The sequence below is a fragment of the Hyphomonadaceae bacterium BL14 genome, from assembly GCA_027627705.1.
Lineage (GTDB): Bacteria > Pseudomonadota > Alphaproteobacteria > Caulobacterales > Maricaulaceae > Oceanicaulis.
On the sequence record CP091242.1, the window covers coordinates 2,057,423 to 2,070,369 of the forward strand.

General features: G+C 64.4%; 14 protein-coding genes. 6 read left to right on the plus strand and 8 right to left on the minus strand.

The genetic code is table 11. The annotated features are described in order from the left end of the window. Positions 1-20: 20 nt before the first annotated feature. The 3 genes from L2D00_09990 to mutM all read right to left on the minus strand — a co-directional run bounded on the left by L2D00_09990 (position 21) and on the right by mutM (position 2,917). Positions 21-797 carry an enoyl-CoA hydratase gene (locus tag L2D00_09990; protein ID WBQ12171.1) on the minus strand — a complete coding sequence of 259 codons (777 nt, stop codon included), beginning with the start codon at positions 795-797 and terminating at the stop codon, positions 21-23. Between the two features lie 144 nt (positions 798-941). Next, positions 942-1,877 (minus strand): TraB/GumN family protein, encoded by a 936-nt coding sequence (locus tag L2D00_09995; protein WBQ12172.1) that lies wholly within the window; start codon positions 1,875-1,877, stop codon positions 942-944. 179 nt (positions 1,878-2,056) lie between these two features. After that, the gene (mutM, locus tag L2D00_10000) at positions 2,057-2,917 is read right to left on the minus strand and encodes a bifunctional DNA-formamidopyrimidine glycosylase/DNA-(apurinic or apyrimidinic site) lyase (GenBank protein WBQ12173.1); all 861 of its coding nucleotides are present in this window, start codon (positions 2,915-2,917) and stop codon (positions 2,057-2,059) included. A 137-nt stretch (positions 2,918-3,054) separates the two neighbouring features. Between mutM and L2D00_10005 the strand changes: the two genes are divergently transcribed. The 3 genes from L2D00_10005 (at position 3,055) to L2D00_10015 (ending at position 5,601) form a co-directional block, all read left to right on the plus strand. Beyond that, the gene (locus L2D00_10005; GenBank protein WBQ12174.1) at positions 3,055-3,408 is read left to right on the plus strand and encodes an MliC family protein; all 354 of its coding nucleotides are present in this window, start codon (positions 3,055-3,057) and stop codon (positions 3,406-3,408) included. A 52-nt stretch (positions 3,409-3,460) separates the two neighbouring features. After that, positions 3,461-4,228 carry a class I SAM-dependent methyltransferase gene (locus L2D00_10010; GenBank protein WBQ12175.1) on the plus strand — a complete coding sequence of 256 codons (768 nt, stop codon included), beginning with the start codon at positions 3,461-3,463 and terminating at the stop codon, positions 4,226-4,228. Positions 4,229-4,344: 116 nt separating this feature from the next. Continuing rightward, positions 4,345-5,601, plus strand: coding sequence for an HlyD family efflux transporter periplasmic adaptor subunit (locus L2D00_10015; protein WBQ12176.1), 1,257 nt, complete (start codon positions 4,345-4,347; stop codon positions 5,599-5,601). 47 nt (positions 5,602-5,648) lie between these two features. Here the strand turns inward: L2D00_10015 and L2D00_10020 are convergent, their stop codons facing one another. The 5 genes from L2D00_10020 to L2D00_10040 form a co-directional block, all read right to left on the minus strand. Then, positions 5,649-5,858 (minus strand): hypothetical protein, encoded by a 210-nt coding sequence (locus L2D00_10020; GenBank protein WBQ12177.1) that lies wholly within the window; start codon positions 5,856-5,858, stop codon positions 5,649-5,651. Positions 5,859-6,167: 309 nt separating this feature from the next. Then, on the minus strand, positions 6,168-6,350 hold the full coding sequence (locus tag L2D00_10025; GenBank protein ID WBQ12178.1) for a hypothetical protein: 183 nt from the start codon (positions 6,348-6,350) through the stop codon (positions 6,168-6,170). Positions 6,351-7,053: 703 nt separating this feature from the next. Beyond that, a complete protein-coding gene (locus L2D00_10030; GenBank protein WBQ12179.1) occupies positions 7,054-7,290 on the minus strand; it encodes a hypothetical protein in 237 nt (78 codons plus the stop codon). A gap of 145 nt (positions 7,291-7,435) precedes the next feature. Further along, complete coding sequence (locus L2D00_10035) at positions 7,436-7,789, minus strand: hypothetical protein (protein ID WBQ12180.1); 354 nt, start codon at positions 7,787-7,789, stop codon at positions 7,436-7,438. Between the two features lie 79 nt (positions 7,790-7,868). Further along, a complete protein-coding gene (locus L2D00_10040) occupies positions 7,869-8,150 on the minus strand; it encodes a hypothetical protein (protein WBQ12181.1) in 282 nt (93 codons plus the stop codon). Positions 8,151-9,196: 1,046 nt separating this feature from the next. On the opposite strand from L2D00_10040, the gene L2D00_10045 reads away from it, so the two are divergent. The 3 genes from L2D00_10045 to ubiB all read left to right on the plus strand — a co-directional run bounded on the left by L2D00_10045 (position 9,197) and on the right by ubiB (position 12,927). Next, positions 9,197-10,645, plus strand: coding sequence for a peptidase domain-containing ABC transporter (locus L2D00_10045; GenBank protein WBQ12182.1), 1,449 nt, complete (start codon positions 9,197-9,199; stop codon positions 10,643-10,645). Between the two features lie 63 nt (positions 10,646-10,708). Then, on the plus strand, positions 10,709-11,311 hold the full coding sequence (locus L2D00_10050) for an ATP-binding cassette domain-containing protein (protein WBQ12183.1): 603 nt from the start codon (positions 10,709-10,711) through the stop codon (positions 11,309-11,311). 44 nt (positions 11,312-11,355) lie between these two features. Beyond that, on the plus strand, positions 11,356-12,927 hold the full coding sequence (ubiB, locus tag L2D00_10055; protein WBQ12184.1) for a 2-polyprenylphenol 6-hydroxylase: 1,572 nt from the start codon (positions 11,356-11,358) through the stop codon (positions 12,925-12,927). Positions 12,928-12,947 lie beyond the last annotated feature (20 nt).

Below are 12,947 nucleotides of genomic sequence, written 5' to 3' on the forward strand. Positions count from 1 at the left end.
AGAGTCAGCGCCCGGCGTGTCTAGCGGTGCTTGAAATGGGCTGCCCGCTTGTCAGCAAACGCGGCCATGCCCTCGCGCCGGTCTTCCGTTGCAAACTGGGACTGGAACACCCGGCGCTCGAAGCGCACCCCTTCACTCAGGCCCATTTCAAACGCCATGTTGATGGCTTCCTTGGTCATCATGGCGATGGGCAGCGATTTCGAGGCGATGGTCTGGGCGGCCTCCATGGCCACGTCCAGGAGGTCGTCAGCGGGCACCACGCGGGCCACCAGGCCAGCACGTTCTGCCTCTTCTGCGCCCATCATGCGCCCGGTTAGGCACAGATCCATGGCCTTGGCCTTGCCCACGGCGCGCGGCAGGCGCTGGGTGCCGCCCGCGCCCGGCATGACGCCGAGATTGATTTCCGGCTGGCCGAACTTGGCGGTATTGGAGGCAATGATGAAATCACACATCATGGCGATCTCGCACCCCCCGCCCAGCGCATAGCCCGACACCGCCGCGATGATCGGCTTGCGGAAGCGCGCCACGGATTCCCAGGTTTTCTCAAACGGGTCGTGGCGGAACAGGGAGACGAAGTCTTTCTCCTGCAGTTCCTTGATGTCGGCCCCGGCGGCGAACGCCTTGGCGGAGCCCGTGAGCACCACGCATCCGATGGCATCATCGGCCTCGAAACCGGCCAGCGCCTCGGTGAGCTCGGCCGTGAGCGCGTCGCACAGCGCATTGAGCGCGCCAGGCCGGTCCAGCGTGATGACGCCGACGCGGCCTTCGGTCTTGGTCTGGATGGTGGAGTAGGCCATGAGGGCCTCCGCAGAACTGGGTGGAGCGCGCCAGAGCTCGTCTCTGGCGGCGCAGACGTCAGGCGAACGGCGCGCTACATACAGGAAGCCCGCGCCGGGGTCGACACCCCGGCGCGGGCCAGAACACTCCCGCTATAGGCCTGCTCAGCGATTAATGCGCTCAACCGTGTGGCCGCGCGCCTGCAGGAGACCCACCACGCCCTGCGGTCCGGTGACATGACCGGCACCGACAGCGATGAAGGCCGACTCGCCGCTGTCCAGAACGTCCTCGATCAGCGGGATCCAGTTGCGGTTACGCTGCACGATCAGCACGTCATAGAGGTTGGCGGACGCATCGCGCATGGACTCGTTCATGATCGTGTCCAGCTGATCGGTGTCGCCCACCGCCCAGGCCTGCACCATCCGGTTCAGCAGGCCCGGATCGTCCAGCGCCTGCGCCAGACCGATTTCAAAATCGGTGATCTGGGTTTCCAGCGGCATGTCAGCGAAGAACCGCAATTGCTGTTCGACCGTTTCGAAATACCCGAAGGACACCCCTGCCTCTTGTCCGGCCGCTTGCAGCGCGTATTCCGCTCCTGAGGTCGGATCATAGCCCGCGGACTGGACTTGCAGGACCATGACCGTGAGCCCGGCGAGCCAGGGCTGCAGCGGATCGAGCGATACTTCCAGCGCACCCGCAGGCGCGCCAAGCCGCTCGGCCATACGCGCCAGATTGGCCTGCGCCTCTTCGCTGATAAGTGAGCTGAGGGTGACGCCCTGCGCATTCATACCCAGCTGCGGGATCAGAGCGGTCATTTCCGCCTGCGATTCCGGGCTCAGGACGTCGGCTTCGAAATAGATGCGGTCCGCCCGCGCCAGAGCCTCATTGATCGTGTCGGTGCGCCAGTCGAGCTGGGGCGGCAGAACGTGAACCGTACCGAACAGGTAGACATCGCCGCCGTCAGACGCGATGCGCCAGATCGCGGGGTTGGCCTCGAGAGCCGCGAAATCAGTATCGGCCAGTGCCGGGGCGGTCAGCGCACCGAGCCAGGCCAGACCGGCCGCAAAAGCGCCGGCGAGCCGTGAAATGCGTCGTTTCATCTGTGTCTCCATTCGTGTCAGTCGCCTCTGGCGCCATCTGGCACCTGTCCGGGGAGGACTTGCTGCAATCGGCGGGTCTGCCAGCGCAGTCCGTCCTCGTTATCGTATCATTTGTTGTGTGTACACAACATTTCACCCAACATGTACAAAATTTCATGCGCGTGCCGCTGGTCCCGATCTCATCTCTGGCACGCCGGGCAATAAAAACTCGACCGGTTCGACTGAAGGATGCGACGAATACGCGCCTTTGCGCAAGCGCAGGGCTCGCCTTCGCGGCCATAGACATCAAAGCTGTGTTGAAAATATCCCATCGCCCCGTCTGCGCCGGCATAGTCACGCAAGGTCGATCCGCCTGCTGCTATCGCCTCGGCGATCACCGCGCGCACGGCCACAGCCAGCCGCTCGGCGCGCACACCTGCAATACTGGCGCACAGGCGCTTCGGGCTGATGCGTGCCCGCCACAGCGCCTCGCAGACATAGATATTGCCCAGCCCCGCGACGACGCTCTGATCGAGCAGCCCCGACTTGACCGGCGATCGCCGCCCGGCGAAGGCCTCGCTGAGATAGGCACCGGAAAACCGGTTGGAGTCGGGCTCGGGGCCCAGTGACTTCAAGAAGGGCTGATCGTCTTCGCCCGCCGTAGCGAACAGCGTCATGAAGCCGAAGCGGCGCGGATCATTGTAGGTAACGGTGAGCCCGCCCTCGATCCCGAACACGACATGGTCATGGCGCGGGTCGGCCGCCGGCGCGTAGACGAAGGCACCCGGCCGGGCTGCCGCTTCAGGACCCGCGCTGATCGAAAACCGGCCCGACATGCCCAGATGCATGAGCAGCGTCTCATCGGTGTCGAGGCGCACCAGCAGATATTTCGCGCGCCGGTCGATCCGCGTCACCCGGGTGCCGCTCAGGCGTTCGGCGAAGCCATCGGGAAAGGGGAAGCGCAGGTCGGGACGGGCCAGGCGCACTGCCTCTATCCGCCGCCCCTCCATCGCCGGGACGAGCCCCCGGCGCACCGTCTCAACCTCGGGCAATTCGGGCATGGGCGCACTCCTGGCTTGCGGGATAACCAGAGTATCGCGGTGCCGCGTCAGGGCACGCCCCTTTTCAGCAGAGCCTGCGCGGTCCAGTGTGTCCCGGCGCTTCGAAATCGACCGTTCGCATTGAGGAGATGAAATTCATGCGCACCGCTCTCGCCATGGCCGGCCTCGCCAGTCTGACACTCGCCGCTTGTTCGGAGCGCGAAGGCACAGGCGAATTGCCGCCGGCCGCACCGGTCAATCCGTTCGCCGACGCCGAAATGGTGAACTTCCAGTGCGGTGATCTGGACGTCACCGCCCGTTTCATTGAGGGGCGTGCCCGGCTCACTGCGGACAGCCAGACCATCGATCTGGTGCAGGTTGAGGCCGATACCGGAACCCGATACGAGGCCGCCGGCGATCCGCGCACCGCGTTTACCCGTGATGGCGGCCGAGCCAGCTTCACCCTGTCGGGCGAGGACTACCCGTCCTGCCGGACGGCCAGCGGCGAATAGGCGCGGCACAGCGTGCTGGCGCGTGCCCGGGCTCCGGTCTAACTTGCAGGCCATGACTGACCGCCAGACAGATACTGCCTCTTTCGGCTTCCGTGAGGTGCCCCGTACGGCCAAGGTCGGCCTCGTGCGCGAGGTGTTTGACCGGTCCGCGCGCCGCTATGACCTGATGAATGATCTGATGAGCCTTGGCATTCATCGGGTCTGGAAGGACATCACCATCACGCGCGCGGCACCGCGCCCGGGAGCGCGGCTGATCGACGTGGCCGGCGGCACCGGTGATCTGGCGCGCGCATTTCTTGATCGCGCCGAGACGCTGCAATCGCGCCGCGGCGGTGCGCCGGCAGAGGCTGTGGTCGCCGATATCAACGCCGAAATGCTCGGCGCCGGTCTCAAGCGCGGCGCGCGCGCCCATCTTGACTGGGTATGCGCCAACGCCGAAAGCCTGCCGTTCAAGGACGCCCACGCTGACGCGGTAACCATCGGCTTCGGCATCCGCAATGTCACCGACCGCATGACGGCGCTCAGGGAAATGCGCCGTGTGCTGCGTCCGGGCGGGCGCTTTGTGTGTCTGGAGTTCTCCCGGCCCACCACGCGCGCGCTGGAGCGCGTCTATGACGCCTGGTCCTTCAACGTCATTCCGTGGCTGGGCGAACGGGTCGCGCGCGACCGAGACAGCTATCAGTATCTGGTGGAATCCATCCGCAAATTCCCCCATCAGAGCGCGTTCGCCGCAGAGATGGAGGCGGCCGGATTCTCCCGCGTCTCCGTCACCAATCTGTCCGGCGGGATTGCAGCGATCCATGTGGGCTGGAAGCTGTAGACGGGCGGCACGCCCCGAGGCTTCAGCGGCTGTCGGCATCCGCCCCTGCTGATTAATTCAATCCGCTTTGAAGTTGCGCCATTGCGCCGTAATCTCTCCGGGCAGCAGACCGGGAGATGACCTTGGCGGGAGATTTGTTTCGCAAGCAGGCGGTGGATCATGTCACGCGCGGCCGTCTGGATGGCTCGGTCGTGCTGGCGGTTCCGCTGTCGGTGCGCCTGCTCGGGCTTCTGGCAGCCCTGATCGTAGCCGGGGTCACCCTTTTCGCCGCCACGGCGAGCTATGCCCGCCGCGAAACAGCACCCGGCTGGCTGACCCCGGATCAGGGCGTCTTGCGCGCAGCCGCCGTCCAGGGCGGCCGGATCGAGGCTCTGCTGGTGCAGGAGGGTGATCTGGTTGCCGCCGGCCAGCCGCTGGCGCGCCTGGCGATTGACGCCGAGCTGGAGGACGGGGACGCGGGATCGCGCATTCTTGCGGCCCTGGAATCCCAGGCCGCCGCCGCCCGGCAGGCCGCAGAGGCGGAAATCGCCCGGATCGAACGCGAGGCCGAACGCCGGCGCACCTCGCTGGACGGTCTGCAGCGCGAGCGCCGCGGGGTGACGGAGCAGATCAGCCTTCAGCGCGAGGAGATCGCGCTGGCTCAGGGCCAGATCGATCGGGCCGAGACGCTGGCCGCCCGCGGCTTCCTGTCAGAGCGCGAGCTGGACGACCGCCGCCAGCGCCTTCTGGCGGCGCGTCAGTCCATGGCGCTGCTGGAGCGGACCCGCGCGGGTCTGGATCGGCAGATATCCGACGCTGAAGCCGCGATCCAGAGCGCGCCGCTGGAGATCCAGGAGGCGCGCGCGCGCGCCAGCGCAGCCGCCGCATCCCTGGATGAACGCCTGACCCAGCAAAGCCTGCGCACCGCCTATGTTGTGGCCGCCCCGGGGCCAGCGCGCGTCGCCGCGCTGCCGGGCCGGCCGGGCCAGACCCTGGCCCCCGGTGCGCCGGTGGCGGTGCTGGTGCCTGAGGGCGGACATCTGGTCGCCGAGCTGTATCTGCCGACGCGCGCGGTGGGGTTTATCGAACCCGGCCAGGAGGTGCGCCTGCGCGTGGAGGCGTTTCCGCATCAACGTTTTGGCACGGTCAGTGCACGGGTGACCGCCGTATCGCGCACTGTTCTGGCACCGTCCGAAGCCGCCATTCCCGGCCTGGCGATCCAGGAACCGGTCTTCCGCGTCGAGGCGGCGCTGGACCGTGAACTCATCGAAGCCTACGGCCAGGCCCTGCTGCTCCAGCCCGGACTGATGGTTTCTGCAGACATTGTCATCGACCGGCGCAATCTGATCGAATGGCTGTTCGATCCGCTGTTTGCGGCCGGGCGGCGGGGGTAGCGGCCGCAACCGGCACCCTGTGCCGGCACCCGTGCCCGCAAGACCGATTACTCAGTCCGGCCGGTGGGCCGCATGGCCGCCTTACTGGCCTTCATGCGCCGGTGGGTGGCGACGCCTGCCGCGCCGGCCCCGGCCCCGGCCAGCAGAGCGGCCACGGACAAGGGCCAGCCAAACGCGGCGACCACCACAGCGGCGAGCATGCCGCAAAACAAACCGGCGGTCACCATGACGAGGATGATCCTGACAGTGTCGCTCAATTTCACGCCCTTTCCTGACAAATGGTCCGGGCGAAGCTAGGGTGCATCTCCGGCCCGGCAATCAGGCGGGGCGCTCATACACAGCGGGCCGGGTCCGGCGGCGCGCGATCAAGGCCGTGCGACGGTGCGAGGCGGGCTTTGCCGGCAAGGCGCTGACCCGTGGCGCGCGGCGTGAGTGAGGCGGATTGCTGCGCTGACGCTCGGGCCGGGGCTGTCGCGCGTGACGGCGCTGTCAAATTCAGGCATCAAGCGGCGCGGGCAAGCACCCGCGCCGCCCGGATCAGAAGAGTGAAAACCCCTCAAGCCCGATTACTTGCAAGTCCAGGTCCGGTACACCTCAACGCCCTCCTCAATCATGGTCGTGATGACACAATCATCCGACGAGAGATGCGACACGGCGATACCGGCGCGCCAACCGACGACGCTCAACGTGATCACAGCGGCCATCACGATCAGTCCGCCGCCTGTTTGAAGCTGAACATTGCGGGGCATATCGGCGTCCTTCAGGTGCCAACCGTGGTTTCGGTCACGGCCGTCGTGTTGCCTTCAGTCGTTGTCGTGCGTGTGCCGTCGCCTCAACTGAGTTGCTGCACGCCTCTCTGCAAAGGCGAAAGCCCGGGTTTTAAATGATGCAATGCAATAAAACGGGCTCAAACCCAATAACTATACATCTTTCATGATCCGGAAATAGGCATCAGACAAGGCGAAATGCGTACGCATTCGTACAGCGATTTATTACATATATTCTTTATATATAATATAAGCGGTTTGTAGAATAGCCACTATTGCTAGCGCCAGACTCAGGGGTCTTATTGTACGCATGGATCGCTTCATCACGTAAGCGAACAACAACGCACCCGACGCCAATAAAAGAGACGACGTCAACACGATCTGGACGATTGTCATTCCATCTTCCCCGGTTTGCATTCTTCAAAAAGTCCGGCAAGGCCGCGCAGTCAAACTCCATGGTCATCGCAGACATGACTTCATCTCCTTAATTGTAACATGATCGGGATGCGTGGCCACGCGGGGAAAATGCTCTAAGATGCGAAAGAACAGTCAGCTCCTACACGAATGTGGCTTTCATGAAGGTTTTGTTGGCGCGCTCAATCAATAATCAAATACTGTGTCGCTCTTCACAGGCCGTGAACTCCACTTCAAGCCCCCGTCAGAGTCCACGCGAGATCACGAATAGTCATTCATCGCCCCCGCCATGGTCTTCTGCCCAACGCTGACGGAGCTGCGACACATAGTAGAACACGCTGATGAAAATGAACGGATAAACTACGATCACCCCCGGCAGTCCCGACAGACCCTCGCGCCCCGCCAGAAATCCCAAAATCGCTGCGCCCAGCACGGTGACCACAAGCGCTTCAAGGATCACGAGGCTCACGCTTGCCCTCGAACCCAGGACCAGATCCAGCAAGATCATTCTGTTCTCCTGCAGAAATACGGGCCTCAGCCCTCGCCGAGACCCGTAGAATGGCTCGTTGCTGGCGCTATCGATCGCAGCCGACGTTCCGGTCGTGATGGCACCACCGACGGCGGCAAGACGGCTTTCTGCGCACGCGGTCGCGCTAGGCGGTCACAGCAATGATCGCGAAAACGGCCATGAGCCACACAAACATTACGGCCAATTCCAGCACCTGGTTCAAGACCGTCGCCGTATCGCCAAACAGGCTCCAGAAGGCGCGATTGATGGCGATGAAGCCTGCAAACATAAGCGCCAGGATATTGATGACGAACATCCAATCGAGGGCTTGGGCCAGTGTTAGGAGCGGCGTTTCCAGTGAGGACAAGGCGATCAGGGCAATATTGATCAGGGCCAGAACCGGGACATAAACATGTGCTGGATAGTCTTTTGGCTTGTCCCGCGTCTTCAGCTTTAGAAGCAGAGCCTGCCGGGAGCTGGTCGCATCATTGTTTGACATTATTTGCTCCACAAAGAGGGGGCTTGCGCCATGCTTGTTGCTTGTACGCATGACGCAAGCCCGGAAAGGCTTTTAAGCTCTAGCTGCTGCAAACCGCGCCTTCTATTGCGACCGTGGCGGCGGTGCCTCCAATCGCTACGATGGCGGCGCCGATGATTGCTCCAGCAACCGCACCTTTCGGCCCAAGAACAGCGCCAGCTGCTGCGCCGGCCTTCGCGCCTTTCGCGATGCCCCCGGCGGTTGCCGCAGCGCCTGCAGCTCCTACAGCTCCCGAGCAGCCTATTTCGCCACCCGCCACCGCATCCACTTCTTCCATCGACAGCTCACGGACGCCGTCAAACGCCATGGTCATCGCAGACATGACTTCATCTCCTTGATTGTAACATGATCGGGATGCGTGGCCACGCCCGGAAAAAATTCCAAAAGGCGAGTTTCTAGTCAGCCCGTGAACGACCCTGAGATCATAAATTTTCGTTATGCGTGTGCAATGAAATATCCTAGATTGTGCCGCTGCGCCCAACCCGCTATCTCCGTTAAGGGTCTGATCGCGCGCCCAGGTAAGGGGCGATAGATAAAGAGCAATCTGGCGTAGGCTGGCCAGCCCAAGCTGCAAACAGCTTACTTTATCAGCCCCATCACCTTCACGAGCGGCATTAATCCGATCAGGCCTGTATCGCCTGAAGCTCGCTCCCAAGCAGATAACCCGACGCCAACCAGGCCGAAGACGATAAGACCCGTCCCGACCATAATGCGCGGGTCAACAGTATCGGGAAACAAACTAACCATCAAAACGCCCCAAACGAGCCCGATTATGCCGTACACGACAAACAATAAGAGCGTCCGCATCAGAACACCTCTGAGAAAAAGGGAGGAGTATGACACCCCTCCACCAAGTTGAAGCCACTAATAACTCGCTATGTCGAGGGCGCGTTACAACCAGCCTGATATCCCACGACAGCCGCAAAGCCCCCGGTCGCTGCGCCTACAGCAGCTCCACCAACAGCACCAGCAACAGCGCCCTTAGGTCCGCCTACTAAAAATCCGCCTACCATGCCGGCAAAGCCGATTGTGGCGGCACCTACCGCTGCTCCTGCTGCGGCTTTGGCGCCAGTCTCCATGAGACCGCAACCCCCACTCACCGCATCCACTTCCTCCATCGACAGCTCACGGACGCCATCAAACTCCATGGTCATCGCAGACATGACTTCATCTCCTGGATGGTCACAGGATCGGGATGCGTGGCCACGCGCGAAAAAGTTTCCAAAAGTCGAAATCGGAGTCAACTCCTGAATGAGCGCGCATTTATGAGTTTTTCGTCATGCGTGTGCGATCAGGCATCAAAGCTTGTGCCGGCCCGCCCAAGGCGTTAAGTCCGCCCGGTGTTTGATCGCGTACCGGGGGAAGGCCATGAAGCGTCAGGACGCGCTGGAGCTGTTCCGTGGCCGCCGCCTGCCGGTGGTGATCGGGGCCGAGGCCGCCGAGTGCGGGCTGGCGTGCATGACCATGATCGCGCGCTGGCACGGCCATGATGTGGATCTCAATGGGCTGCGCCAGCGCACCAGCCTGTCCCTGTCGGGGGCCAGCTTGCGCACGCTGATGCAGATGGCCGACCGGTTGGGCCTGGCCACCCGGGCCTTGAAAGTCGAGCTGGAGGCGCTCAACAAGGTGCGCACGCCGGCGATCCTTCACTGGGACCTCAATCATTTCGTGGTGCTGGCCCGCGCAGGCGCGAAATCCATCACCATTCATGACCCCGCCGCCGGCAAGCGCACGCTGAGCCTGGCCGAAGCCTCGCGCCATTTCACCGGCGTGGTGCTGGAGCTGAGCCCGGCCGACGAGTTCGAACCGGTCCAGGCGCGCCAGCGCGTGCGCCTGACCAGTCTGTGGTCGCGCATGGAGGGGTTCTGGACTTCGTTCGGCCAGATCATCGCCCTGTCGCTGGCGCTGCAGGTGGCGGTGTTCGCCGCGCCCTTCTTCAACCAGCTGGTGATTGACGAGGCCATTGGGCGCGGCGATCTCGACTTGCTGTACGTGCTGGCCCTCGGGTTTGGCGCGCTGGGCCTGATCCAGGTCGGCGTCACGGCGCTGCGCGCCTATGCGCTGCAGGTGCTGGGCCAGCTGATGAGCTTCCAGATGATCGGCAATCTGGTGCGCCATCTGTTGCGGCTGACCGTGGGGTATTTCGAAAAGCGCCATGTGGGGGACATTCTCTCGCGCATCCAGTCGACGCGGCCGATCCAGGACGCGCTGACACGGGGGGCGGCGACGGTCGTCATCGACGGGCTGATGGCGGTGATCGCGCTGGTGATCCTGTTTTTCTATTCCAGTGTTCTGACACTGGTAGTGCTGGCGTCGCTGGCGCTCAGCCTGATTGTCACCTTCGCCTTCTATCCGGTGATGCGCCGCCGGTCGGAAGAGGCGATTGTCGCCCAGGCGCGCGAGAACACTCACATGATCGAGAGCGTGCGCGCCTCGCGCACGCTGAGGCTGATGGGCCGGGAGACCGAGCGCGAGGCGGCCTGGCGCAATCTGTTCGCTGACGCGGTCAACGCCAATTTCTCGGTCGCGCGCTACGAGATCATCCGCGCCGCGCTACAGGGCGCCATTATGACGGTGCAGACCATTCTGGTGATCTTTCTGGCCGCGCGCATGATCCTGGAGGGGGCCGGGTTTTCGGTCGGCATGCTGTTCGCCTATCTCAGCTTCCGCCAGACCTTCACAGACCGCGTGCTGGCGCTGATCAACGAGGCGTTCAATTTCCGGCTCCTCACCCTGCACCTCGACCGGATCGGGGACATCGTCCAGGCCGACCGCGAGGCGGCCCCGGATGGAGCGGCCCCCGATGGCGGCGACTAGACGCCCGCAGGCGGGCTGGAGCTCAGCGATGTCCGGTTCCGCTATGGCGAAGGGGATCGCTGGGTGCTCGATGGCGCCAGCCTGCGCGTGGCGCCGGGCGAGTTCCTCGCCATCACCGGCGCCTCGGGCGGCGGCAAGTCGACCCTGCTCAAGCTCATGCTCGGCCTGTATCCGCCCGCCAGCGGAGAAATCCGGCTCGATGACCGGCCGGCGGGCGAGTTGGGCTGGCGCGCCTGGCGCCGGCATGTGGGCGTGGTGTCGCAGGACGATCAGCTTCTGTCAGGCACGCTGGCGGACAATATCGCCTTTTTCGATCCGGATTTCGACATGGCGCGCGTCCACGCGGCGGCGAAATCCGCCCGCATCCACGACGAGATCCTGGCCATGCCCATGCAGTATCTCTCCCTGATCGGGGATATGGGATCGGCCCTGTCGGGCGGGCAGCGCCAGCGCCTGTTGCTGGCGCGCGCGCTCTACCGCGATCCCAAAGTGCTGATTCTGGATGAAGGCACCGCCAATCTGGATCCGGCCACCGAGACACTGATCGCCGACACGATCGCCGCCATGACCATCACCCGCATCGTGGTCGCGCACCGCCCTGCGCTGGTGGAGCGGGCGGATCGGGTGGTGGAGGTGACGGGGGGACAGGTGCTGGCGGTCCGCTAACCCGCGCGCCCGGGCCTCATGCCGCAGCCCCTTGCTCTCGCCAAATGCGCGCGCGCGCCCTAAACACCATTCCCGTGTTTGCAACCATTTCCCATCTCGCCCGGCTGGCCCGGGTCGCCTGGACGCTGGCGCGTCATGACGCGATCTTTCCGGCGGAGTATCAGGCTGTGTTTCCCGCGCCCGCGCGCTGGATAGGCCGGTTTGCGCGCCTGATCGCCATCCGCGACCGCGCCGCCAATCCGGGCGTGCGTCTGGCCAATGCGCTCGAAGCCCTCGGCCCCGCCTATGTGAAATTCGGTCAGGTGCTGGCCACCCGCGCCGACGTGATCGGCGCCGATTTCGCGCGCGGCCTGGCGCGGCTTCAGGACCGCATGGCGCCCTTCCCCGATGCGCAGGCGCGCGCGATCATCGCGGCCGAGCTCGGCGCGCCTGTGGATCAGATTTTCGCCGAGTTCGGGCCGTCCGTGGCTGCGGCCTCCATCGCCCAGGTGCACAAGGCGACGACGCCCGACGGCCGAACTGTGGCGGTGAAAATCCTTCGCCCCGGCATTGGTCTGCGCATCGCCCGCGATATCGCCGCGTTGCGCCTGGGGGCGAGGCTCGCCGAGGGCCTGTTCCCGCAATCGCGGCGCATGGAGCCGCGCGCCTTTGTGGAGACGGTGTCGCGCTCGCTGGTGCTGGAACTGGATCTGCGCCTGGAGGCGGCGTCGGCCAGCGAGCTCGCCGAAGCCTCGCTGGCGGCGGAGAATTTCTCGGTTCCCGAAGTCGACTGGGCGCGCACCGCCAAGCAGGTCCTGACCCTGCAATGGGTGGACGCCATCCCGCTCACCGATTTCGACGCCATCGAGGCGGCCGGGATCGACCGGGACAAGCTGGCGCGCGATCTGACCGACGCCTTCCTGTCCACTGCGCTGGAGCGCGGCGTGTTCCACGCCGACATGCATGCGGGCAATCTGTTCGTCGGCCGCGACGGCCGGCTGTGGGCGGTGGATTTCGGGATCATGGGCCGGCTGGGCCGCGAGGAGCGGCGCTATCTCGCCCTCATCCTCAACGGCTTTCTCACACGCGATTATGACGGCGCGGCGGAGGCCCATTTCCAGGCCGGCTATGTGCCCGGGCGCCATTCGCGCGCCGACTTCGCCAGCGCGCTTCGCGCCGTGGCCGAGCCGATCTTCGGCAAGAACGCCAATGAAGTGGCCATGAGCCGGGTGCTGCTGCAGCTGTTCGAGATCACCGATCTGTTCGACATGCATCTCCAGCCCCAGCTGGTGCTGTTGCAAAAGACCATGGTTCAGGCCGAGGGCGTGTGCCGCATGCTCAGCCCGCAGCACAATATGTGGGAAGCCTCCGCCCCGGCGGTGACGCGCTTCATGCGCCACGAGCTGGGACCCGAGGGCAAGGTCCGCGATCTGGTGCGCGATCTGGAAGCCCTGCGCACATCGGTGATGGCCCTGCCCGCCACGCTGGAGCGCCTGACCGAAGCCGCTGAACGTCTGCGCGCCGACCCGCCCGAGATGGCGAAGCAGCGTGACTGGGTGCTGGTGCTGGCCATCGCGTCCACCACGCTGCTGGGCGCGGCCATCGGCGCCTTGGCGTATGCGAGCCTTGTCTCGTAAGCACGCCCGTGCTTATATCT

Bases quoted from the DNA above. Each gene is read 5' to 3' on its own strand.
- L2D00_09990 (WBQ12171.1), bottom strand. From the start codon at position 797: ATGGCCTACTCCACCATCCAGACCAAGACCGAAGGCCGCGTCGGCGTC.
- L2D00_09995 (WBQ12172.1), bottom strand. From the start codon at position 1,877: ATGAAACGACGCATTTCACGGCTCGCCGGCGCTTTTGCGGCCGGTCTG.
- mutM (WBQ12173.1), bottom strand. From the start codon at position 2,917: ATGCCCGAATTGCCCGAGGTTGAGACGGTGCGCCGGGGGCTCGTCCCG.
- L2D00_10005 (WBQ12174.1), top strand. From the start codon at position 3,055: ATGCGCACCGCTCTCGCCATGGCCGGCCTCGCCAGTCTGACACTCGCC.
- L2D00_10010 (WBQ12175.1), top strand. From the start codon at position 3,461: ATGACTGACCGCCAGACAGATACTGCCTCTTTCGGCTTCCGTGAGGTG.
- L2D00_10015 (WBQ12176.1), top strand. From the start codon at position 4,345: ATGACCTTGGCGGGAGATTTGTTTCGCAAGCAGGCGGTGGATCATGTC.
- L2D00_10025 (WBQ12178.1), bottom strand. From the start codon at position 6,350: ATGCCCCGCAATGTTCAGCTTCAAACAGGCGGCGGACTGATCGTGATG.
- L2D00_10030 (WBQ12179.1), bottom strand. From the start codon at position 7,290: ATGATCTTGCTGGATCTGGTCCTGGGTTCGAGGGCAAGCGTGAGCCTC.
- L2D00_10035 (WBQ12180.1), bottom strand. From the start codon at position 7,789: ATGTCAAACAATGATGCGACCAGCTCCCGGCAGGCTCTGCTTCTAAAG.
- L2D00_10040 (WBQ12181.1), bottom strand. From the start codon at position 8,150: ATGTCTGCGATGACCATGGCGTTTGACGGCGTCCGTGAGCTGTCGATG.
- L2D00_10045 (WBQ12182.1), top strand. From the start codon at position 9,197: ATGAAGCGTCAGGACGCGCTGGAGCTGTTCCGTGGCCGCCGCCTGCCG.
- ubiB (WBQ12184.1), top strand. From the start codon at position 11,356: ATGCGCGCGCGCGCCCTAAACACCATTCCCGTGTTTGCAACCATTTCC.